19 protein-coding genes are annotated in these 22128 nt (G+C 56.7%); 10 read left to right on the plus strand and 9 right to left on the minus strand.

Annotated features, from left to right (window positions below; all coding sequences use genetic code 11):
- Positions 1 to 92 precede the first annotated feature (92 nt).
- From B9Y55_RS07775 to B9Y55_RS07805, 7 genes are all read right to left on the minus strand, one after another.
- Positions 93 to 395, minus strand: a complete 303-nt coding sequence (locus B9Y55_RS07775) for a type II toxin-antitoxin system RelE family toxin (protein ID WP_085544797.1) — start codon at positions 393 to 395, stop codon at positions 93 to 95.
- Positions 379 to 612 carry a type II toxin-antitoxin system RelB family antitoxin gene (relB, locus tag B9Y55_RS07780; protein ID WP_159448284.1) on the minus strand — a complete coding sequence of 78 codons (234 nt, stop codon included), beginning with the start codon at positions 610 to 612 and terminating at the stop codon, positions 379 to 381. Before relB ends, B9Y55_RS07775 begins: the two co-directional genes overlap by 17 nt.
- A gap of 82 nt (positions 613 to 694) precedes the next feature.
- Positions 695 to 1486 carry a metal ABC transporter permease gene (locus B9Y55_RS07785; RefSeq protein WP_085544799.1) on the minus strand — a complete coding sequence of 264 codons (792 nt, stop codon included), beginning with the start codon at positions 1484 to 1486 and terminating at the stop codon, positions 695 to 697.
- Positions 1483 to 2211: a metal ABC transporter ATP-binding protein gene (locus tag B9Y55_RS07790; RefSeq protein WP_085544800.1), complete on the minus strand. Its 729-nt coding sequence runs from the start codon at positions 2209 to 2211 to the stop codon at positions 1483 to 1485. Before B9Y55_RS07790 ends, B9Y55_RS07785 begins: the two co-directional genes overlap by 4 nt.
- The gene (locus tag B9Y55_RS07795; protein WP_085544801.1) at positions 2208 to 3062 is read right to left on the minus strand and encodes a metal ABC transporter solute-binding protein, Zn/Mn family; all 855 of its coding nucleotides are present in this window, start codon (positions 3060 to 3062) and stop codon (positions 2208 to 2210) included. The genes B9Y55_RS07790 and B9Y55_RS07795 overlap by 4 nt, the downstream gene beginning before the upstream one ends.
- A gap of 51 nt (positions 3063 to 3113) precedes the next feature.
- Positions 3114 to 4940: a methyl-accepting chemotaxis protein gene (locus tag B9Y55_RS07800; protein WP_085544802.1), complete on the minus strand. Its 1827-nt coding sequence runs from the start codon at positions 4938 to 4940 to the stop codon at positions 3114 to 3116.
- Between the two features lie 3 nt (positions 4941 to 4943).
- Complete coding sequence (locus tag B9Y55_RS07805; RefSeq protein WP_085544803.1) at positions 4944 to 5414, minus strand: methylglyoxal synthase; 471 nt, start codon at positions 5412 to 5414, stop codon at positions 4944 to 4946.
- A 232-nt stretch (positions 5415 to 5646) separates the two neighbouring features.
- On the opposite strand from B9Y55_RS07805, the gene B9Y55_RS07810 reads away from it, so the two are divergent.
- Both B9Y55_RS07810 and B9Y55_RS07815 read left to right on the plus strand, forming a co-directional pair.
- A complete protein-coding gene (locus tag B9Y55_RS07810) occupies positions 5647 to 6624 on the plus strand; it encodes a GNAT family N-acetyltransferase (RefSeq protein ID WP_085544804.1) in 978 nt (325 codons plus the stop codon).
- Entirely contained in the window at positions 6621 to 7025 is a 405-nt protein-coding gene (locus B9Y55_RS07815; protein ID WP_085544805.1) for an FAD binding domain-containing protein, read from the plus strand. Before B9Y55_RS07810 ends, B9Y55_RS07815 begins: the two co-directional genes overlap by 4 nt.
- Here the strand turns inward: B9Y55_RS07815 and B9Y55_RS07820 are convergent.
- The gene (locus B9Y55_RS07820) at positions 7022 to 7918 is read right to left on the minus strand and encodes a DMT family transporter (protein ID WP_085544806.1); all 897 of its coding nucleotides are present in this window, start codon (positions 7916 to 7918) and stop codon (positions 7022 to 7024) included. The two genes, B9Y55_RS07815 and B9Y55_RS07820, sit on opposite strands and share 4 nt — an antisense overlap.
- A gap of 430 nt (positions 7919 to 8348) precedes the next feature.
- Between B9Y55_RS07820 and B9Y55_RS07825 the strand changes: the two genes are divergently transcribed.
- Positions 8349 to 10046 (plus strand): putative bifunctional diguanylate cyclase/phosphodiesterase, encoded by a 1698-nt coding sequence (locus B9Y55_RS07825; protein ID WP_085544807.1) that lies wholly within the window; start codon positions 8349 to 8351, stop codon positions 10044 to 10046.
- A gap of 1 nt (position 10047) precedes the next feature.
- Here the strand turns inward: B9Y55_RS07825 and B9Y55_RS07830 are convergent, their stop codons facing one another.
- Positions 10048 to 11019 carry a DMT family transporter gene (locus B9Y55_RS07830; protein ID WP_085544808.1) on the minus strand — a complete coding sequence of 324 codons (972 nt, stop codon included), beginning with the start codon at positions 11017 to 11019 and terminating at the stop codon, positions 10048 to 10050.
- A gap of 103 nt (positions 11020 to 11122) precedes the next feature.
- On the opposite strand from B9Y55_RS07830, the gene B9Y55_RS07835 reads away from it, so the two are divergent.
- The 7 genes from B9Y55_RS07835 to B9Y55_RS07865 form a co-directional block, all read left to right on the plus strand.
- Complete coding sequence (locus B9Y55_RS07835) at positions 11123 to 12424, plus strand: efflux RND transporter periplasmic adaptor subunit (RefSeq protein ID WP_085544809.1); 1302 nt, start codon at positions 11123 to 11125, stop codon at positions 12422 to 12424.
- Positions 12425 to 12433: 9 nt separating this feature from the next.
- A complete protein-coding gene (locus B9Y55_RS07840) occupies positions 12434 to 15469 on the plus strand; it encodes an efflux RND transporter permease subunit (RefSeq protein ID WP_085544810.1) in 3036 nt (1011 codons plus the stop codon).
- A gap of 174 nt (positions 15470 to 15643) precedes the next feature.
- Complete coding sequence (locus tag B9Y55_RS07845; RefSeq protein ID WP_085544811.1) at positions 15644 to 18811, plus strand: carboxypeptidase-like regulatory domain-containing protein; 3168 nt, start codon at positions 15644 to 15646, stop codon at positions 18809 to 18811.
- Positions 18812 to 18974: 163 nt separating this feature from the next.
- Positions 18975 to 19511 carry a winged helix-turn-helix domain-containing protein gene (locus tag B9Y55_RS07850; protein WP_085544818.1) on the plus strand — a complete coding sequence of 179 codons (537 nt, stop codon included), beginning with the start codon at positions 18975 to 18977 and terminating at the stop codon, positions 19509 to 19511.
- Between the two features lie 2 nt (positions 19512 to 19513).
- On the plus strand, positions 19514 to 20461 hold the full coding sequence (locus tag B9Y55_RS07855; protein ID WP_159448285.1) for an NAD-dependent epimerase/dehydratase family protein: 948 nt from the start codon (positions 19514 to 19516) through the stop codon (positions 20459 to 20461).
- Positions 20461 to 21549 (plus strand): non-hydrolyzing UDP-N-acetylglucosamine 2-epimerase, encoded by a 1089-nt coding sequence (gene wecB, locus B9Y55_RS07860; protein ID WP_085544813.1) that lies wholly within the window; start codon positions 20461 to 20463, stop codon positions 21547 to 21549. Before B9Y55_RS07855 ends, wecB begins: the two co-directional genes overlap by 1 nt.
- A 267-nt stretch (positions 21550 to 21816) precedes the next feature.
- Positions 21817 to 22128, plus strand: a 312-nt coding sequence (locus B9Y55_RS07865; protein WP_143340867.1) for an Rpn family recombination-promoting nuclease/putative transposase, incomplete at its 3' end; no start/stop codon positions are given.

Consider the following 22128-nt stretch of genomic DNA (forward strand, 5'->3'; position numbering starts at 1 on the left):
ACCGTTCCGCCTACGCCTGAGAAAGGGCGCCAGCGGAACGATCTCTCCGAGGGGAATGAAACGTGAGTTTTCAGAGATGCCACTTTTGAGACCTACCGCTCAGGTCGCCCTCTGACCCTTCGAGGTAGAGGGCTATCGTACACCTGATTTCGACGGCCGATCCGTAGTGCCACTATCACAAGACGCCTATCTTCGACGTCGCAGATCACACGAACATCGCCTATGCGGTACCGCCAATATCCTCGGAACTGTCCCGTCAAGGCTCGGCCTCGGTCACGGGGGGTCTCCAGCGTCAGAAGATCGTCCAGATAGCGGCCCACACGTTTGCGATCCTCGGTGGACAGGGCTAGAAGCTCCTTTTCCGCCTTTGACGATAGTTCAATCGTCCAAGCCAAGACGAAGCCTCACGTCCTCCCACTTATGGGTCTTAAAGTCATCGGCCGCCCAATCTTTGTACGCTGCATCGGCGACCTCAAGGTCTTCGAGGTCCTCAAGATACTGGATCAGTCCCTCACGGACATAAAAACTTTTGCTCCTGCCTTCACGGATCGCCCGCTCGGAAAGAACACGGTTTAGGTCTTCATCGAGTTTTACGGTGAGCACGGTTTTCATTTTGACTCCCCCTCTCTTCGTATTCTTGGTAATACCAATCATACCACGACAACCTACCTTTACAAAGGGCCGAGCATTTCCTCTAGGAAATCAGCCTCTTAGCCACGGTTATAAGGCCGCCTACTGCCACTATCGCCGCTCCTGCGGTCAGGTCGAAGGCTACGGAGATCCATAGGCCGGAAAGGCAGAAAAACAGCGACGCCAACACCGACAGAGCCATCATCGAGGCCAAGGAGCGACAGCTTTTCTCCACCAGCGCCGACGGCATGGTGAAAAGGGCTATGACCATAATCAGCCCAACGACCCTTATAACCGCCACCACCGCCAGTGACGTGAGGAGGGATATAGTCAGATCTATAAAACCAACCGGAACCCCCTTGGTCCTGGCGAAGGTGCGGTCGAACAAAAAGGCCTCAACCGGGCGGAAGCCCAAAGTCACAAGGCCTAAAGAGCCCAGAGCCAACGCCGCCATTATGGCGATATCCCCGGAGGACACCGTTAAAATGCTGCCGAAAAGGTAGCTGGTGAGCTCCGTCCCGTATCCCGGAGTCAGGTCGGTAAAGATGACCCCCGTCGCCATCCCAACCGCCCAGATCATGCCCATGACCGTGTCGGACCTGTTAGGGGCCTTCCTCTCCATCCAGGTCGCCATGGCCGCCAAAAGCACCGCCGCACCGTAGACCCCCGCCCTGGGAGGCCAGCCCATAAACCAGGCCAGGCCCAGCCCACCGTAGGCCCCGTGGGCTATCCCCCCGGTGGTCATCACCGATCTCTTTATGACCGATATAGGCCCCAGTACGCCGCAGATAACGCTCACCAGGAGCGCCGCCACCAGGGCCCTCCGCATAAAATCATACTGTAAAAGCTCTATCATGAGTGATCCCCCAATACCCTGTGAGGCAGTCCGTGGCCTATTACCTCCACTGGACAGGAGCAGCTCGCCCTTCGGAAAAGCTCCTCGGTCAGCTCCCCCTTATTGTGGTAATAGATACCCCTGTCCACACAGGCCACCGCCGTGGCGCAGGCGGGTATTATGGAATAGTCGTGGCTTACCACCACCACCGTCTTGCTGGCCGCCGCCTCCTTGAGACACCGAAAAACCGACTGTCTCGACTCGGGATCCACGCTGGCGAAGGGCTCGTCCAGAAGCAGAAGGTCGGGATCTCCCGCCAGGGCCCTGGCTATTAGGGCCCTCTGTCTCTGGCCCTGGGACAGATCCCTCATGGGATTTTTCCTTATGCTAGCTAAGTCCATGGCCTCTATGGCCCGGTCCACCGATTTTCCGTTGGCCTTAGGGTTGCCCATGGTCCCCATGGACACCACTCGCTCCACCGTAACGGGCATGGCGAGGCCCTGGCCGACGTCCTGGGGCACGTAGCCTATGGACCTCGACTTGCCTGGGGCCTCTCCCAGGACCTTTATATCCCCTTGAGAGGGGGACAATAGCCCCAGAGACAGCTTCAGAAGGGTGGACTTGCCGCCGCCGTTTGGCCCTATGATCACCAGGAACTCCCCTTTAGGAACGGAAAAGGAGGCTCGATCGAAGATCGAGCCTCTGTCGTATCCGAAGGAGACCTGGTTAAACTCCAGGGCGCTCAAAAGGACGCCCCCAAAGCCTCCGCCGCCTTTATCAGGTTGTCCCGCCAGTCCTCCGCCAAAGGGTTCAGAGGGACCACCTGGCCCTCTATTGACTTGGCTATGGCCTCTGCGGCGGCGGTGGAGAACTGGGGCTGGACGAAAACCGTCTTTATGCCTAGGACCTTGGCCCTTTCCACCAACTTGGCCAGCTCCGCAGGCTTAGGCTCCTTACCCTCAACCTCCACGGCTATCTGCTCCAGACCGTAATCGTGGGCGAAATATCCCCAGGAGGGATGGAACACCATAAAGGCCTTGCCCCTGGAGCCTGAAAGTAGCTCCGCCAGCTCCGAATCCAGAGACCCCAGCTCCGCCACGAAGGCGGCGTAGTTCTCCATGTAGACCGCACGATTTTTCGGGTCCAGCTCCGATAGGCCGGTGGCTATGGTCCTGGCCTGGATCATCACCGCCGACGGAGAAAGCCACACGTGGGGATCGTAACCTTGATCGTGTTGATGCCCCTGTCCGTCGTGGTCGTGGCCCTTTATGGGCCTGAGCTTGACGTTATCGTGGGTCGGGATCTCCTTCAGGTTGGGAAGGGCGGACAACATCCTGTCCTTCTGTGCCCTCTCGAAGGGAACCCCTATGGTGAACCACAAAGAGCAACTGGCAAGCTCCCCCATCTGGGAGGGCTTAGGCTCGTAGGTCGCCGGGCTGGCCCCCTCGGGAACCACGGTGACGACGCTTACGGCATCTCCTGCGATCTTCTCCACAAAATATCTCTGAGGAACGACGCTGACCGCCACTTTGGTCTCCGCAAAGGCGGAGGTGGTCAGGATCAGCGCAAACAAGGTCAATAAAGCTATCTTTTTCATTTTAACCTCCTGTTATTGAGAGCGATTTTCAGGTCGAATTATACGATCAACCTAACTTTTTTTCAAGCCCCCGGAAAACCACACTCTTTCGAGGGACAATCTCTCCCTCTCCACAACCTTGGCCACCAGCTGGTAGAGGTCGGGGGAGCAGTCTATAGGCATCGCCACGCCGTAGTTCTCTCTGTCCATCTGGGCCCCCACCATCACCAGATCGGGGTTTTTAGCCCGCCTCTGGAGGTATACCGGTGTCTCGACCACCGCTCCATTCACCCTGCCCGACTCCACCGCCTGAAAAATATCCTCCCAGCCGTCGAAGAGGGCTATAGAACTTCCTGGGAATGCCTTCCTGGCCAGGGTCTCCCCTGTCAGACCGCCGTAGACCCCTATGGACCTGCCCTTCATATCCCTAAGATGGCGGTATCCTTTGCCCGATAGGGCTACGGCACACTGGCCGCTGGCGAAGGACACAGGGGAGAACAGCACTACCTCGCTTCTCTCTGCGGTCTTTGTCACCGCCGAGGCCATCATGTGAATACCCTCGCCCCACAGGCCTTTGTTTAGAATCCCCGACCGAGTTCCAGGCTCATCGCTACCTCCTGGCACGGGAACTATCTTAAGGGGAACCCCTATATCCTTTGCGATAGCCTTGGAGAGGTCCACCTCAAAGCCCTTGGGGTCGCCGTGAAGGTCGAAATGGAAAAGACCGTAGTCCGAGTCCAGCATGGCCACCTTTAAGGCTCCCTCCTGGACTATGGACTCAACCGACGGATCTCCCTCCTCGCCGGAGATAGCTCCCTTTTCCAGTCCCAGTGCCACTGGGCCGAGCACCGATGATCTTCGCTCCAGACAATCCATGACCAGGCCCTGTTCCCCAATTGCCGCCGCCAGAGAGTCCAGCCTTGTGGTCTCCTGGGATATGACCGTCGAGGTCTGCTGGAGGGAAGCCACGAAGCCCTCCATTCCGTCGGACTGGCTTTCCACCGCCTTGGTGGCCCTCTCCAGCCTTTCCTGGACCCCTGACAAACCCTCCACCATGGCCTCGAGGTTATTCCTGCTCTCCTTCGCTTGCTCCATGGCGGTGGTCACCGAACGATCGGCGTCGGATATCCTCTCCTGGCCGTTTTTAGCCAAAGCCCCTATGGACTGGGCAAGCTGGCCTATCTCTCTGGCCGCCTGAGACGATTCCTCCGCTAGCTTCCTTACCTCCTCGGCCACCACTGCGAAGCCCCTGCCGTGCTCTCCTGCCCTGGCTGCCTCTATCGCGGCGTTAAGGGCCAGCAGGTTGGTCTGGTCCGCTACTCCAGATATGACCCCCACGAACCGGCTTATATCGCCGCTCACCGACACCATCTTCTTTATGGATTCCCCTAAAGCCGCCGCAGTCTGGACGACTTGGTCGTTGGCGGTCTCGGTCCTCTGGGCCAGCTCCCTGTTGACCTCCGCTTTATCCCTCACAGATGAGCCACCCTGGGCTATTTCCTTCAAGAGGTCGGTGGACTGTCGGTGAAGCTTCCCTATCTCTCCAACCTCGTCGCTGAGGTTGCCGAGAATCCGGTCCAGCTCCGCCAGAGAACGGGCCATACCGTCGGCGTGGCCTCCAATTCCCTTCATCGAGCGAGATCCGTCGGATACAAGCACCTCCAGGTCCTCCGCCAGGGTCTGTCCTTTCTGGGCCAGGGGCCTGAGGCTCGGCCCGGTGGGAAGGGCCTTAAGCTCAGGCTCCTTATCTTTTTTCCCTTGGAGCAGAAAAGCCCCTGTTGCCGCGGTAGCTATGGCCGCCGCCGGAACGCTCCACCAGTTTGCCATCGCCGACCCTGCCGCAGCTGCCGCTCCCGCCACAACCCCTAAAGCCGCTCCCTTTGCCCATACTTGGTTCATTTTTTAGCCCTCCTGTTCCCTGTACTTCTCTATAGCCTCTTTGTTTCTCCTCTCCTGATATGAGTCGAAATCCCTTCTGACGTTGTCGTAGGGCTGGTCCATAAGGGGAGAGGAGAACAGAAAGTCCGCCGACGACATATTGCAGGCCATTGGAATGTTGTAGAGGGTGGCTATTCGTAAAAGGGCCTTTATGTCCGAGTCGTGAGGCTGGGAGTTAAGCGGGTCCCACAGAAACACGATGCCGTCCAACCTGTCGCAGGCTATCCTGGACCCCAACTGCTGGTCCCCTCCTAGTGGCCCCGACTTGAGCCTCTCCACGGGCAGGCCCAAAATCTTCTCCAGCAACGCTCCGGTGGTGCCGGTGGAGCATAGCACGTGTCTGGACAGGGCCTCTTTGTGTCTTATCGCCCACCGGATCAGATCGTTCTTCCTGCTGTCGTGGGCCACAAGGGCCAACCTCTTAACCGCGTCCATAAAAATCCCTCCCTCAGATGTTCTGGCACACTTCTATTAAGCTGTATATTGCCTCGTTAAGGCCTTAACTTCCGTGGGTTTTGGGCCCACGGAAAATGGTTCTTTTGAACCGTCTTTCACCATTCTACACGGAGTTTCCCAGAACAAAACTTTTCCGGTATAATCGGAACAGTCAGAACGAGATGGGGCGGGGAGCTATGAGGGGAATATCTATGTTACAGGAGGATTTCACATGAGTGTAAAGAGCGACATTTCCATAAGGAGACTGGACAGCTCCACCGTACCGGCGGTATGCGAGCTGTATCGATCCATATACGGAGAGGATTTCCCGATTCCCTGGGTGTACGATCCTGTGGAGCTGGAGAAGAGGGAAGAGGACGGCCGTCAGGCCACGCTACTTGCCTTTAAGGACGATCGTATAGTAGGTCAGGTTGCGGCGGTCAGATCCCCCTGGAACCCTAAGCTCTTCGAGCTAACAGGGCTTCTGGTGTTGCCTAGGTTCAGAGGACTGGGGATAGGGGGAATGCTGGCGTCCAACCTTATGTCTCAGCTGTTGCCTGAACTGGGCTGGGTCGCTCGCTACACCGAGAGCACCACAGCTCACGACATATCCCAGAGGGTGGACCTTAAGATGGGCCATCGTCACTGTGCACTGGCTCTAAATCTCCTACCTCCCTCGACCTACAGACACGACGATATCTTCATAGCCTCCGGTCGGGTCAGCTGCGTCATGGGATTTGCGGAAAAAGAGGACGACGCCTCGGCGGTATACCTTCCGTCGAGATACGCAGAGGTCTTAAAGGAACTGGCGGAGGGATTCTCCAGGGACTTCGTCGAGGACGACGGTGCTCCTGAGGGAAAAAGCTCTTTCGAGGTCTCAGCCTTCCCCGTCGCTGGCACCGCCTACGGGGCGGCACTGTCCCTAGGAGAGGGCTTTGGGGCGGATCTCAAAAAAGAGCTGGCTCCTTACGACTCCTTCCCCGCCACCATGCTTCAGCTTCCTCTGGTGAAGGGGATCGACCGAGCGGTGGAGGAGGCCTTCGCCCAGGGCTTCCGACTGGGGGGCTTTCTGCCTAGATGGTTCGAGAACTCCGACGGACTGCTTCTTCAGAGGACCGGACTGCCCAGATGGGACGAGATAAAGGCGGTCACCCCGAGAGGGCAGAGGCTTCTCGGCATCGTCAGGAAGGACAGGGAGACACTGCTTTGAACCCCCAGTCTCTGGAGGACCTTTTTACTCTCGCAGGAGACTGGGCCGGTTTGCCTCAGGACGTCTCTCTTGAGGACGTTCGGTGCCTCCAATGGATCTCCATAAAAGGGGACTATCTGGCCATAGGGCCTATGGTCACCTGGGGAAGGATAAGGGGCAGCGACCTGGTGCAAAAGCTGGCCCCTTCCCTGTTGGAGCTCTCCCAGGGCTTTGAACAGAACAGGACCCTGGGAGAGGAGCTGCTGAAGCCCTCTCCCCAGGGCCCTGGGGAAAAACTGATAAGCTTAGGCGCCAAAGTGGAGCTCCTGTCCAGCGGTTCGTCCAGGGAAACCGACCTGTCGTTCCCCTTACCTATAGCCGAAGGTGAGCTCCTCCGATCGGTGCTGATCCCTCTGGCCTAGCTGGCCTTTGAGTTCAGCCACACCGCGGAGATAACCACCACCAGCCCCGCCACCTTAGGGGCGGACACCGACTCGCCTAAAATCATAACCGCCAGGATCGTGGAAAACACGGGGATCAGGTTTATAAAAACCATGGTCCTGGCGGCTCCTATCCTCCTTATGGAGAACATCTGCAGAAAATAGCCGAAACAGGAGGCGAAAACCGCCATATAGGCCACCGACCACCAGGCGTCGGCGGAGGCCGCCCTGCCTATCTCGAGTACCGACCCCTCAAGAGGGCTCAAAAACCCCGTAACCACCGCACAGACCAAAAAGGTCCAGGTCACCAGCCCTACAGGGGAGCGGGACAGCCCCGACCGACGGCTCACCACCGAATAGACCGCCATGGACACCACCGCCCCAAACATAGTAACGTCTCCCCGGTTGAAGGACACCGATCCCAGGTGATGGACCTGTCCGTCGGTGACTATGACCACCACACCTAAAACCGCCAGTACCACCGCCCCGATCTGCTTAGCCCCCAGTCGCTCCGAGCCTATAACCGCCGCCAAAAAGGCGGTCACCAGAGGACTTGTGGCTGCTATCATAGAGGAATTTACGGCGGTAGTGTGTCTCAGTGCCTCGAAAAAAAACAGATGATACCCCACCATTCCGGTCAGGCCCAAAAACACCACCGCTGGCCAGTCCTTTTTAGGAAAACGCCACTCCGCCCTGGAGAGTATGGCCACAGGAACCATAATCGCCCCGGCGGCCAGAAACCTCAAAAAGGTCAAAGTCACCGGAGGGAACTCCCCTACCGACATCTTTCCCGCCACAAAAGCCCCTGCCCACAGCAAAGTCGCCGTGACCATAGGCCAGGATGCCCGCCATCCTCTGTATTCGTCGACCATCATATTATCTCAAACCTTTCTTGCTCTAGGTGATATCCCTGGAGGGCATCTCTAAAAACTCACCTTCGAGTCCCCTCGGAGAGACCGTCCCGCCTACGCCCTGTTTCGCCCAATCGTATACTCGACCTGCCTGTTTCGTACGAACCGCCTCGGAGGGCACGTCCTGTGCCCCCTCGGCTTGGGGCGACGTCCTGTCGCCCCATTCGACTACACGACGGCATGTCGATTATACGGGCTCAAATGGGCTCCGTCGGGACGGTCTCTCCGAGGGTCAGAGTTTTGAGAGGATCCCTAGAGCTTTGGATCCATCACTATTACACCACCTGAGCTACCCTGTCAACTCTCCATCAAAACAAAGACCTTTGACCTTTTCCCCCGGTACAGGTAAAATACAACAGTCTAGGCAGTTATCAGATCAGGGGAGGGGATTGGCATGTCGGTACCTATCAAAACAGACCACCTTGCCTCGGCGATCCTTCAGGAGATCACCGAAGGGGTCACCCTGACCGACGATCGGGGGACGATCCTGGAGGTAAACGACGCTTTCTCCGCCATAACAGGCTACTCTTCCGCCGAGGCTATAGGACAAAATCCGAGAATACTCAAATCCCACCATCACGACGACCAGTTCTACATATCCATGTGGGAGGACATAAGGTTCTCGGGCCGGTGGGCAGGGGAAATATGGAACAGAAGAAAAGACGGCGAAGTCTACCCCGAGTGGCTCTGCATAAGGAAGATTCCCGGCACCGACGGAAGGGACTACTTCCTGGCGGTCTTCTCCGACCTATCCCGGATGAGATCCAGGCTGGAGGGTCGGACCCTCCACAGGAGCCAGGACCCTCTCACGGGGCTGGCGGATCGGTTCGTCCTCATGGAGAGAATCGCCCTATCGGTGGACCAGGCCCGAAAGTCGGACACCTCCGTAGGCCTGCTGGTGGTCAACCTTGACCGGTTTAAAGACGTAAACGACGGCCTAGGCTACCTGGCAGGGGACAGGGTCCTCCGGGAGGTAGCGGTAAGGCTTAGAGCTCTTGCGGAGGATAACGAGCTGGTGGCTCGGGTAGGAAGCGACGAGTTCGCCTTAGTCGTCCCTCACGAAAAGGGCTCAGGCAGGGTAAACCTCCTGGTTCGATCTATCTGTCACCTTTTCAGACACCCTATCTCCGTAGGGGACATCAAAGTGGATCTCTCCGCTAGCGTAGGAATCAGCAACTATCCTGAGGACGCCTCCGACGGAGACGGCCTCATAAGAAACGCCGGGCTGGCCCTTCACAGGGTAAAGAGGGAGGCCCTAAGGGGAGGATACGCCCTCTTCACCGAGGAAATGGACCTAGAGGCCAGAAGGAGGTCCTCCCTCGAGCAGGACATACTCTCCGCCATGGAGAAAGGTGAGTTTTTCCTCCAGTATCAGCCTCAGGTAACCATGGGAGGCCGTTCGGTGGTCGGCGTCGAGGCCCTTCTCCGCTGGAGACGGCAGGGAGGGGAAATAGTTCCCCCGAACGAGTTCATACCTCTCGCCGAAGAGACTGGCACCATGGCCAGACTGGGACGCTGGATCCTTACGGATGCCTGCTCTCAGGGGGAGACATGGCGTAAGGCGGGGTACGACTTAAAGCTGTCGGTGAACATCTCGCCGGTCCAGATATACGGAGACGACCTCTTCCAGTCGGTCCAGTCGACCTTACAGGAGACCGGCTTTCCCGCCGAACGGCTGGTCCTGGAGATAACGGAAAACACCTTGAGAGACGACCGAGGCAGGCTGTCCTCGGTGTTTAGATCCCTGAGAGATCTAGGGGTAAAAGTGGCCATAGACGACTTCGGAACGGGCTACTCTTCCTTCGACTTCATAAGGAACTTCGCCTTCGACACCCTGAAAATAGACCGGTCCTTCGTGCTGGACCTGGAGAGATCGGCCAGAAACGCCGCGGTGGCCGACTCTATCATCCAGATGGCCCGAAACCTGGTCAAAGACGTGGTCATAGAGGGAGTGGAGACCGAGGGCCAGATAGGTCGAATCGGCAAAGAGCGACAGGACCTGGTGATCCAGGGCTTTTTCTATAGCCGCCCTCTGGACCCGCAGCTGATCCCTCCCTTCATAGAGTCCATAAAGGGACAGGAAGCCCAATAACTCAGGCTTCCTGTCTCCTCATCTTGGTAAATCCCGCCACGTCCAGCTCTGTTATAAGTATGGACAAAAATATCAGCCCACACCCCCACACCAGCCTAGACGTCATTGGCTCGCCGAGAAACGCTATTCCAACTATCAGGGCGAAGACCGACTCCATTATCATGAGCACACTGGCGTGGGTTGGCGAGGTCAGCTGCTGCGACTTTATCTGTAGAGAATAGGGAATCAAAGTGCAACCCACCACAAGATAGGCCATCCATCCCACCACCGCCGGAGACCAAAAGGTCGGAAGAGGCTCCCATATGAGCGCCGCAACGACGCAGGCCACAGCGCTCAGCGCCGTCTCTATCATGGTCAAGGTCAGGGCGTCCCTGTCCTGGGCCATCCTGTCTATTACCACTATCTGCACCGCAAAGGCCAATGCACAGCCCAGAGTGAGCATCTCTCCAAGGCCAAACCCCATCCCGGTTTCGTCTAAGGTGATAGCCCCCATCCCCACCAGACAGATGGCCGACGCCACGAAAGCCTTAAGACCTGGGTTTCTCCTGGACGCAGCCCAGGTTATAAAAGGGACCATCACCACATAGCAGGCGGTTATAAAGGCCGATTTTCCCGTCGTGGTGTACTGTATCCCTATCGTCTGTAGCGCCATAGCCACCAACAGCAGAAATCCTATGATCCCTCCGACCTTCAGGTCTCGCTTGCCCGTGTTATTCACCCTCTTAGGGGTTATGGCGGCTATCAGAATAAAACTGAAGGCGAACCTAAAGGTCAGCAGCCACAGAGGGCCCATATACTTCAGAACCTCCTTGGTGGCGGCGAAAGACACCCCCCACAGAAGGGCACAGGTAAGTATCCCCAGATCCCCCAAAATCATCTTTTTCTTGTCGTAAATTCTCTCGTTCATATCCCCAGGCCTAAAGGCCCTCACACCCTTTCTTCCATTATGGAACCCTCCTGACGACTCTATCATATATTCGTCTCAAGTGGTCATTTTTGCTCTAACCCTCTTCATCGGTTATGGCTTATACTCGTCCTATAGTACCTATACCTTTTGTAAAGATGGAGGTTTGCTTATGAAGCGAATGATCTGGGCAGGTAAAAAAGTGGCCCTGGTGGTGCTTATCCTCGTCGTCGGAGGATACGGAGCTATGGAGGTCCTCAGGTCCAGGCTTGGGGAAAAGGAAGAGGAGCCCGAGGTAGTTCGTCCTGTCAGGGCGGAGGTGCTGGGACACAGGGACCAGGGATTTAAAGGCATATATCAGGGGACAACCCAGGCGTCCAAGAGGGTGGATTTGTCCTTTAGGGTATCCGGCCCTCTCGTGGAGTTTCCGGTTCGAAAGGGGCAACAGGTCAAGACGGGCGACCTTCTAGCCAAGGTGGACCCCAGGGACTTCAAAAACCACCTGGACAGCGCCAACAGCCAGCTAAAACAGCTTGAGGCAAAACTGTCGGAGATGAAGTCCGGCGCCAGGGCCGAGGACGTCTCCTCCGCTCAGGCCGCTGTAAACGCCGCTCAGGCCCAATTCTCCGAGGCCGAGGCCAACTACAAGAGGTTTAAGTCCCTTATGGAGCAGGGAGCGGTGTCCCAGGTTCAGTACGAACAGTATCGTACCGCCTACAACGTGGCCCGTTCGTCCCTCCAGTCCGCCCAGGGCAACCTCCAAAAGGCCCGTTCTGGAGCCAGAAAGGAAGAGCTTCAGCAGCAACAGGCGGCCATAGACGCCCAGAGATCGGTGGTGGAGGCGGCCCAGTCGGCTCTATCCGACACTGAGCTGAAGGCCCCCTTCGACGGGGTTGTGGCGGACACCTTCGCCGACAATCACCAATTCGTCCAGGCCAAACAGTCCATACTGAGCCTTCAGGATCTGAGCAACATAGAGATGGTCGTCCACGTTCCCGACGGAGACGTGGTTCGAATGAGGGAAAAAGAGGTGGACAATCTCACCATGACCGCGACGCTGGACTCCATACCAGGTCGGGCCTTCCCGGTCACGCTCAAGGAGTTCTCCACCCAGGCGGACCCTAAGACCCAGACCTACCAGGCCACTATGACCATGGCCTATCCCGAGGGCATGACGGTTCTACCGGGCATGGCGGTCACAGTCACCGTGGACGTAACCCCAAAGGCCATTTTAGAGCATAAAGAGGACGAAGGATTCTCCGTCCCCTCCGACGCCATCTTCTCCGACGGAGCGGCCACCTACCTATGGCTCTTTGTCGACGGGAGGGTCAAAAAGGTCCCGGTAGCCCTAGGGGAGCTTGAGGGAGATAGGATCTCCGTAAAAGGCGAGCTCTCCCCAGGAGAGATAGTCGTAACCGCAGGGGTAAACTTCCTACGGGAGGGACAGAAAGTCCGTCTCATGACGGATAACTAGAGGCTCGCCATGAACATAGCTCAGTTTTGTCTCAATAAAAAAGTAGTGGTCCTCTACCTGTCGGTGGTTATTGCCCTGGCCGGAATAGCCTCCTACTTCAAACTCGGAAAGCTTGAGGATCCCGACTTCACCATAAAGACCGCTGTGGTCTACACCGCCTACCCTGGGGCTACGGCGGAAGAGGTCGAGCAGGAAGTCTCGGACAAAATAGAGGAAGCCATCCAGAAGATGGGGGAGGTCAAAAGGGTAAAATCCCTCTCCAGAGCCGACGTGTCCATAATATACGTGGACATAAAGGACGAATACGTCGCCAAGGAACTTCCCCAGATATGGGACATCCTGAGGCGTAAGGTCAACGACGTCCAAAGCAGCCTGCCGCCTGGGGTCCAACCATCGGTGGTCAACGACGACTACGGCGACGTCTACGGCCAGTTCTTCGCCCTTGTGGGAGACGGCTACTCCTATCGGGAGCTCAAAGACCACGCCGACAAGCTCAAAAGAGAGCTTCTCCTTGTAAAGGGAGTCGCCAGCGTAGCCATAACCGGAGATCAGCCCGAGGGCATATACGTGGAGATATCCAGGGCCAGGGCGGCGTCTTTAGGCCTGTCCCCTAGCGATATTTACTCGGTGTTAAATCAGCAGAACGCCCTGTCTCCGGTGGCTAAGGTGGAGGTCGGAGACGACTATCTCAGGATAGACCCAACCGGAGCGATCAAATCGGTGGAGGAGATCGGCGACGTCATGATCGGGGGAGGTCCAGGCGGCGTCATAAGGCTTAAAGACGTGGCCACAATAGAGAGGCGATACGTCGACCCCCCGACCCTCCTAATGAGATACAACGGCCACCCAGCCCTGGGAATCGGTGTATCCACCGTAAACGGTGGTAACGTAGTCGACATGGGGCTGGCGGTGGACAAAAGGCTGAAAGAGCTGGTGGAGATAACCCCTGTAGGGATGGAGCTCGAACCTATCTACCTACAGGCCCAGGAGGTCACCAAGGCGGTAAACGGCTTCATCATCAACCTTGCCGAATCGCTGGTCATAGTCGTCGGAGTGCTGGTCGTCTTCATGGGAATGACGAGCGGCCTGCTTATAGGAGGCATACTCCTGCTGACCATCGCCGCCACCTTCGTCACCATGCTATTCGCTGGCATAACCATGCAGAGCGTCTCACTGGCCTCGCTGATCATAGCCCTAGGTATGTTGGTGGACAACGCAATAGTGGTCACAGAAGGGGTGCTCATAGGGGTCCAAAAGGGAGAGGGAGGGGCCAAAGCGGCGGTAAGAACCATCGCCGGAAACATATGGCCCCTCTTAGGAGCCACGATCATAGCCATAATGGCCTTCTCCGCCATAGGCCTCTCCCCTGACAGCACAGGGGAGTTCTGTAAAAGCCTCTTCCAGGTCGTCGGCATATCTCTCCTCTGGAGCTGGGTGCTGGCCATCACAGTGACCCCCCTCCTGGCGGTCATGGTGCTGAAGGACCCGGAAGGCGAGCCCGAAGATCCCTACAAGGGCAAGTTCTTTAAGGCCTACAGATCGGTCCTCCTCACCGCACTTAAAAACGCCAAACTGACTGCCGCAATAATGGCGGGATCGCTGGTTCTGGCGGTGTGGGGATTTCAGTTCGTCGATAAATCCTTCATGCCCCAGGACGCAGCTCCCAGGTTCACCGTAGACCTGTGGAGGGCATCGGGAGCGAGCATATACAGGACCTCCTCGGATATGGCTAAACTGGAAGCCTATCTCCTCAGCCGTCCCGACGTAGAGGCGGTTGCCTCCACCGTAGGAGGAGGAACCCTTCGGTTCACCTTAACCTACACCGCCGAGGACTCGGACCCAGCCTACGCCCAGGCGGTTGTAATACTCAAAGACTCCAACACCCTTATGGATGCCATGATAGGAGCGGAGGAGTTCGTCAGGGAAAACCTCCCTGGAGCCTCCGCCCAGGCCATTCGTTTCAGCAAAGGGGGAGGGAGCCAGGCCAAGGTCCAGGTCCGTTACCAGGGTCAAAACCCGGCGGTGCTTAGATCTTTAGGTGAACAGGCAATGGCGGTCCTCGCCTCGGACTACCAGTCTGGCTCCATAAGGACCGACTGGCAACAGATGGAAAAGGTCATACGGCCTATCGTAATGGAGAACCAAATGAGGAACTTCGGCCTATCAAGAGCGGAGATAAACCAGGCCCTCATGGTCAGCTACCAGGGCAGGCCGGTAGGGGTCTATAGGGAGGGAAACAGGCTGCTTAACATATACTCCCGCCTTCCAGATAGAGAAAGGGACGGAGTGGACAACCTGAGGACCGTCCAGGTATGGAGCCCCCTGACTGGCAAGATGGTTCCCCTGACCTCCCTGGTCTCCGGTGTCTCCACCGAGTTCGAGAACCCCATAATTCGCAGGCGAGACAGGGAGCGGACCCTCACGGTCATGGCGGACCCGGTCATAGGCGCTAACAGCACCGCCTATTTCGACAGGGTAAGGTCCAAAGTGGAGGCGATCCCCATCCCCCATGGCTACAAAATGGAATGGGGCGGAGAGTACGAAAGCAGCAAAGACGCCCAGGACGGCATAAAAAAGATGCTCCCCCTGAGCCTGGTGGTAATGCTATCCATCATAGTCATGCTCTTTAACTCCATGAAGCAGACCGCCATAATAGTCATATGTTTGCCTATGAACATAGTGGGGGTCACCGTGGGACTGCTGGTGTTTGGCAAATCCTTCAGCTTCATGGCCCTCCTCGGGGTGCTCAGCCTCATGGGGATGCTAATCAAAAACGCCATAGTCCTCATAGACCAGGTCAACCTCAACCAGGAGGCGGGGATGACTCCCTACGACGCGGTGGTCGACTCTGGTGTCAGCAGGCTAAGGCCCGTGGCCATGGCGGCGGGAACCACGGTGCTTGGGATGATCCCCCTTGTCACCGACGTCCTCTTCGGCTCCATGGCGGTGACCATAATGTGTGGCCTCACCTTCGCCACGGTGCTAACACTGGTGTTCGTGCCGGTTCTCTTCGTCCTGTTCTATGGGATAAAGGTGCCGGAGTAGTTTAGTTTGAGGCCAGGGCCGTCGGTGAATATACTCTGTGACTTAAGTCATGGCGTATATCTCGCAGACGGCTCTGGCCTTTTGTCTGATAAATGGTATTATAGAAGTGAGTGCCAATAGGCTGAGGGGCGTCTCTATGGGACGCTGGAGTGATGAAAGGAAGTGATGGGAGAAATGGCTAGTAGCTGGTTAAAAAGATGGGGCCTTCTGGCCCTTCTGGCGGTGGCTTCGGCCTTCCTGCTTGGAGGGTGCGACGTAGGAGGCAGCGACGATCCGGGACCGAAGCCCAAGCCTGTGACCTCCGGGCTGGTGACCGTATCGGGGCAGGTGAGCAACTCGGTGGGCAAGGAGATCAACGTGGCGGCGACAGGACGGGCCAGTGCCATGAGGGCTTCGAGCCTAAGTTCGGGGGCAGGCCTTGACGGAGTCTTGATTGTGGCCTCTATGAACGGCTGGGAGCTGGCAAGAACCACAACTACCGACGGAAATGGGTTCTACGGCTTCGACGTCCCCGTTCCTGAGGAGGGCGGCAGGCTGGTCCTTACCTTCAGCAAGAGTGGCAGGATAACCTATCAAAAGGCCATCAACGTTAAGCCCGGAGAGGTTCATCCCGTCCACGCGGTGCTCCTTGAGGTTACGTCCAAGCCTGTGAGCAAGGATCAAATTATCTCCACCGACCTCATAAGCATAAAAGCCCCAGGGACAGGTGAGATGACCCTGTTCGTCGGAGACCCGACCAGTTCCGACGGTGCGGCGGTTTTCCCAGGCGACTACATGGCCGCCAGGTCGAACAGCGACGACGTGCCCCTGGTGAGCATGGCCTTCTTCGAGGCCACCTTGACCAGCGGGGATACAAAGGTCGAAAAATTCGATCCGATCGAGGTGGCTTTGTTGCTTCCTCAGGATTATCAGAACGGGACTCTCATGAACCCCGATACAAACTCTCGCTACGTCTCGGGAGACTTCATCGAATGGTGGTCCTACGATAAAGACGATGCTAAATGGGTCCAGGAGGACGCGGTGAGCCCCGATCAGCCCGCTGATCCTCTGAGAAAGGCCTGGATTACCTCCGGTGATGTATCAAAAGGTCAGGATCCGGCAAAACTCTACGTTAACGCTATGGTAAACCACTTTAGCTGGTGGAACGCCGACTATCCTCAAGAATTTTCCTACTTCTGCGTTCAGGTAGTCGACGGCGACGGGAAGCCTTTAGTGGACGTACCGGTATTCTCCCAGGGAGTGACCTACAAAAACACATCCCAGCCCGTCAGGACCGACGAAAACGGCTGGGCCAGCGGAATAGTGGTCAAAAAGTCCACAGCGGATCCTAAGGATAAGAGGGAGAGGGCTCAGGTCTATGCTCTGGCAGGAAACGTCAAGTTCATGTACGACGTTATCTCCGCGGACGAGGGCGCTGTTGTGTCCGACGACATCTATACACCTTACGACGAGAAACAGTGTGAGAGAACCGATGGCAGACCTTCCATCAAGCTAACCAACGTTATTAAGGTCAGCTTTGAGGGAGAGATAAAGGGCAAAGTCTCCAACGAAGCGGGCAAAGCCCTGGCGGACATCAAGGTATTCTCCAGCGTGGGAGGAATGGTCCAGACCGACGCCTCCGGTGCCTACTCCTTCAAGGTCCCTGTTGGGGCTCCTGTGACGGTATACATAGCGGGAGTCGAGGGCAAGACCGTCACCGTTAAGGATAAGGCAACACCTGAAACGGTAAACTTCAACGTTCCCAACCAGGCCCCGGTGATAACAAAACTCGCCAGAGACCCTGAGGGACAGGTAAACGTCCTTGGATCGGTCAAGCTTTTCGGAGAGGCGGTTGACCCTGAAGGCGGTGTCCTTAACTATAGATGGAAGGCTACCGAAGGCACCCTGTCCGTCGCTACAGGATCTGAAACCATCTGGACAGCTCCTAACTCTCTGTCTGGAACGGCTCAGGTTACCTTCACAGCCACCGACTTGGAGGGTAAATCTACCTCTATGACGGTGCCTCTATCCTGGGGAACCCTGCCATTAGCAGGTCGACTCGTGGTAAATCTGGTGGATAAAGACGGCAAGCCCGTTCCCGGTGCTCTTGTCGTGCTTCACAGGGCCGACGATGCAAAATCGGTTGAGCGAACCATAACCACCAACGCACTGGGCAAAGCGGACTTTGGCAACATCGGAAGACCGACGGCTACCATCTCCTACGGCCTTGAAGGCAAGGTAGGGGATGTGAACAGAAAGGTTATCCGAACTGTGGAGGCCGTACCGGTAGCGGAACTCAAGATACTGGTGGATATTCTCGGTGACGACGAGACAGGGGCAACCTCTGAGGATCGTCTACAGACCATCGGCCTGTCGGTGAACTCAGCGGACCTAGGGGATCGATCCAGTGCCCAGATAAAACCTTTCACCGACGTTTGGCTGTATCAGTACTCGCCGTTCAAAGACGACGTAGCGGTTCTCAGGGAACACCTTCAGAGCGACGGCAAGATGACCCTGCTCTCGATAGTCCAGGAATGGGACGAGACGACCTCCGAGATCGGCCTAGCCAAGTGGGGAGTAATATACGACGTAACCCCGGTCTCCGGTGAGATGTACAACATGCCTCTGGACAGGACCCCGATCAACCTAGGTTGGTCCTCCAACGTCGACCTGACAGGACTATCCCTCTCGGCGGCCCGTAAAGGGGTAGAGTACACCCTTGCGGAGATGTGGAGCCACCACGGAACGGGCTTCTCCGCGGAGGAAATAAGGGCTCAGCAGAAGGCGGCTATGGAAAAGAAAGCCAAATCGGGAATCCTCAAAGTGGCCGATCTCGAAGCCGATATGTTCTACCAGTCCGCATCAGGCTTAAATGTCAACCCCGCATTGAGCACCGACATAACCGGCGTAGAAGAGGAAAAGAGACTGGGATCATCCAGGCCTTCGAGCCTTACGGCGAAACTGCCGGACTACCTCTTCTCCAAAGTCAGTCTGGACGTAGTTAGCTCCGACAGCGCTCCTACCAAGAGGACCGCTTCCTGGAGGTTGGAGACCACCGACGACATAGACATATTCATAGTCGGTATTAACGGCTACAGGTACACCACAGACGAGACATCCATTGTCAAATGGGAAGCGGCCATGGAAAAGGAAAAAGGCGATCGTACCTACACCTTCCCCCAGCTCCCCAAGGAGCTTGAGGTATGGCTGGAGGGCGTAAACCCGACCCTCTCCCTCTCTGTCGTCGACTTCGACAACGTGACAGGCTATCGGTCCCTCATGGACCTGGTCCTTAAAGGACAGAATCCCGAAAAGACCGCACTTAGAGAGATTAACGGAAACTGGCCATACTACAGTTGGTAAACAGCTAAAAACGAGCTGGCGGATATCCTCTCCGCCAGCTCGTTTTTTTCCTTGACCCGGACCGCCGTGAGTAGTATTTTGACTCATGGAGGCTCGCTGAGTGAGGAGTCTCCAAAAAAGGGGCGGGAAGTTTTATTCCCGAAAAAGGAATGGAGCGGTCTTAATGTTAGAATCTCTTATAACCTCTAAAACGAGGGTCAGGCTTCTCATGAAGCTGTTTTTGAATCCCGAATCGTCGGGCTACCTTAGGGAGCTCGCCGACGAGTTCGGCGAATCCACCAACTCGGTCAGGGTCGAGCTAAACCGCCTCGCCGAGGCGGGCCTTTTGGAGTCTGCACCGGAGGGCCGGACCAAAGTCTACAAGGCAAACAAGGGCCATCCGCTGTTTCCGGAGATACAGGGACTGGTCAGAAAGACCTTAGGCATAGACAGACTGGTCGAATCGGTGGTCACAAAGCTGGGAGAGGTAAGTCTCGCCTTCGTCACAGGAGACTACGCAAAAGGGGTAAACTCGGGCCTGATGGATCTGGTGCTGGTGGGCAAGATAGAGAAAGACTACCTCCAGGGCCTCATATCCCGGCTTGAGGAAGAGCTTAAGATCAAGATAAGATGGCTGGTCCTATCGGAAGGGGAGTTTCGGAAACTTAGGCCCAACTTCGAGAGCCAGGACTCGCTTGTGGTGTGGAAAAGGGAGGAATAAAAGTGGCACGAAAAAAAGCGGTGGTCACAGGAGGAGCGGGATTTATAGGATCCCACCTGTGTGAACACCTGATCGAACTGGGCTGGGCCGTCGACGTGGTGGATAACCTGTCCCTCTCCGACGGATCGAACATAAAGCATCTGGAGGGCAACGGCGTAAAGCTCCACGTCAAAAACGTAGAGGACCTGGACTTCATGTCCTCCATAGTCAAAGGCTGCGACGGACTGTTTCACCTCGCCGCCATGGTCTCGGTTCCCCTCTCTGTGGAGCGGCCCGCAGAATGCTACCGCACCAACCTCACAGCCTTCTCGGACCTGCTGGACGTCATAAGGTCTCGCCCGGTTCCGGTGGTCTACGCCAGCTCCGCCGCCATCTACGGCGAAGGCACCGACGACGGACCGAGACGGGAATCGGAGGTCCCTATGCCCCAGTCCCCCTACGGAGCCAGCAAAGCCATGGACGAACTGGCCGCCGCCGCCTCCTCCCGGTGCTACTCCATACCGACGGCGGGACTGAGGTTCTTCAACGTCTACGGTCCGAGACAGAACCCTAAAGGGGCCTACGCCTCGGTCATACCTCGCTTCGCCACCGCCATGCTGGAAGGCAAACCGGCCACCATATTCGGCGACGGAGAACAGACCAGAGACTTTATCTTCGTAAAAGACGTGGCTCGGGTCATGGTCAAAGCGGCGGAACAAAGTGCCCCATCGGTCCCCTCGGTGATGAACGTAGGCAGCGGCAGAAGAGAATCGGTCAGCGGCGTATATCGCATACTCTCCTCGATGGTTCAAAACCCCCTTCCGCCGGAGTTTCTGCCCGAGAGGATCGGAGACATAAAGCACAGCTTCGCCGACTTGACCAAACTGTCCGCCATAATCGACCTCTCCTCCTTCGTCGGACTGGAGGAAGGCATAGAGCGGACCCTGGCCTACTACGTAGGTGCAAAATAATGAACGTCGTCTTAGCCTTCGGCACCAGACCGGAAGCTATAAAAATGGCCCCGGTCTATCTGGCCCTCAAAGAAACCTCCTTAAACCCAAAAATCCTCCTCACAGGCCAGCACAGAGAACAGCTCTATCAGGCCATGGATCTGTTCTCCATCTCCGCCGAGGCAAACTTGGACGTAATGACCGACCGCCAGACCCTCCCGGATCTGGCGGCCAAAATCCTCCCCCAGGCCGCCAAAGCCCTGAGGGAGCTGAACGCCGACTACGTACTGGTCCACGGCGACACCTTAACCACCTTCGTCGTGGCCTGGGCCGCCTTCCTGGAGGGAATCCCTATAGGACACGTCGAGGCTGGCCTACGTTCGGGATCAATGGCCGAACCCTTTCCTGAAGAGGCCAACAGAGTTCTCACCGACGTCATAGCGGACCTCTACTTCCCCCCTACCGACGAATCCAGGGACAACCTCCTTCTGGAGGGCAAAGACATAAACAGGATAATCGTCACAGGCCAGACCGGCGTCGACGCCATACTGCACGCCGCCACAAAGGGAACCATGCCGGTGGAGGTCCCACAGGGCCATAAACTGGTCACCGTAACCCTGCATCGCCGAGAAAACTGGCCCGTTCTAGCAAAACTGGCCAAGGCGGTGGCCGAAATAGCCAGGCAGCACCGAGACCACCTCTTCGTCTACCCGGTCCACCTAAACCCAGTCGTCCGGGAGGCGGTCTATCCAGCTCTGGAGGGAGAGCCAAACGTAAAGCTCATAGAACCCCTGGACTACGGCTCCATGGCGGCCCTCCTCTGTGCCAGCGAACTCATCCTCACCGACTCAGGAGGCCTCCAGGAAGAGGGAGCCTCCCTGGCTGTTCCGGTTGCGGTGGCGAGAAACGTCACAGAGAGGCCCGAAGGGGTAAAAGCGGGCATCATAACCTTGGTGGGCAACGACCCAGAGCCCTTCAAGAAAAAGGTCCTGGCCCTCCTGAACGACGAAAAACGGCTCTCCCAGATGGCCTCCTCCCCCAACCCCTACGGAGACGGCAAGGCCTCCGTCCGGGTGGCGAAGGCGCTGGAGGAGCGGCTGTATCGGTGAAAGCATCGAGGAACTGGTTATAATCCTGCCCCTGGAGAAGGTCAAAGACATCTCGGAGAACCGGGAAGTATACGCCGCCGAACTGGAGAACTAAGACAGAGCCTGCCCAACCCTGGGCAGGCTCTGCGCTAGCTACACCTCAAGGATCTACCTGATTGGCTGAGCCGGTGTAGGATCTCTTCTATCCCTCGACCAATTTCCTCGCGGATTTTACATATTCAGAGAGAGAGCTTGCCCTTTGAACCTAGGTTGATCTAGAATAGAGCTATGGGACAGACTGACCTAGGATATAAAGAGCTATTCTCGAACAAAGAGATGGTGAAAGACCTTCTGACTGGCTTCGTCAGGGAAGATTGGATAGGCGAACTGGACTTCTCCAAAATGGACAGAGTGTCCGGGACATACGTCTCCGACGACCTCAGGGAAAGACACGACGACATGATCTGGAAAATCGGATTTAGGGACAGATGGCTGTACGTCTACATCCTGTTGGAGTTTCAGTCCACGGTGGACCGATGGATGGGAGTGAGACTCCTGACCTACATAGGACTACTGTATCAAGACCTGATAAAAACGGGA

Source organism: Dethiosulfovibrio salsuginis (genome assembly GCF_900177735.1).
Taxonomy (GTDB): Bacteria; Synergistota; Synergistia; order Synergistales; family Dethiosulfovibrionaceae; genus Dethiosulfovibrio; species Dethiosulfovibrio salsuginis.

What these genes read in the sequence shown, in the direction of transcription:
- relB (WP_159448284.1), bottom strand. Translation starts at nt 612, where the DNA reads ATGAAAACCGTGCTCACCGTAAAACTCGATGAAGACCTAAACCGTGTT.
- B9Y55_RS07785 (WP_085544799.1), bottom strand. Translation starts at nt 1,486, where the DNA reads ATGATAGAGCTTTTACAGTATGATTTTATGCGGAGGGCCCTGGTGGCG.
- B9Y55_RS07795 (WP_085544801.1), bottom strand. Translation starts at nt 3,062, where the DNA reads ATGAAAAAGATAGCTTTATTGACCTTGTTTGCGCTGATCCTGACCACC.
- B9Y55_RS07800 (WP_085544802.1), bottom strand. Translation starts at nt 4,940, where the DNA reads ATGAACCAAGTATGGGCAAAGGGAGCGGCTTTAGGGGTTGTGGCGGGA.
- B9Y55_RS07805 (WP_085544803.1), bottom strand. Translation starts at nt 5,414, where the DNA reads ATGGACGCGGTTAAGAGGTTGGCCCTTGTGGCCCACGACAGCAGGAAG.
- B9Y55_RS07810 (WP_085544804.1), top strand. Translation starts at nt 5,647, where the DNA reads ATGAGTGTAAAGAGCGACATTTCCATAAGGAGACTGGACAGCTCCACC.
- B9Y55_RS07820 (WP_085544806.1), bottom strand. Translation starts at nt 7,918, where the DNA reads ATGATGGTCGACGAATACAGAGGATGGCGGGCATCCTGGCCTATGGTC.
- B9Y55_RS07825 (WP_085544807.1), top strand. Translation starts at nt 8,349, where the DNA reads ATGTCGGTACCTATCAAAACAGACCACCTTGCCTCGGCGATCCTTCAG.
- B9Y55_RS07830 (WP_085544808.1), bottom strand. Translation starts at nt 11,019, where the DNA reads ATGATAGAGTCGTCAGGAGGGTTCCATAATGGAAGAAAGGGTGTGAGG.
- B9Y55_RS07835 (WP_085544809.1), top strand. Translation starts at nt 11,123, where the DNA reads ATGAAGCGAATGATCTGGGCAGGTAAAAAAGTGGCCCTGGTGGTGCTT.
- B9Y55_RS07840 (WP_085544810.1), top strand. Translation starts at nt 12,434, where the DNA reads ATGAACATAGCTCAGTTTTGTCTCAATAAAAAAGTAGTGGTCCTCTAC.
- B9Y55_RS07845 (WP_085544811.1), top strand. Translation starts at nt 15,644, where the DNA reads ATGGCTAGTAGCTGGTTAAAAAGATGGGGCCTTCTGGCCCTTCTGGCG.
- B9Y55_RS07850 (WP_085544818.1), top strand. Translation starts at nt 18,975, where the DNA reads ATGTTAGAATCTCTTATAACCTCTAAAACGAGGGTCAGGCTTCTCATG.
- wecB (WP_085544813.1), top strand. Translation starts at nt 20,461, where the DNA reads ATGAACGTCGTCTTAGCCTTCGGCACCAGACCGGAAGCTATAAAAATG.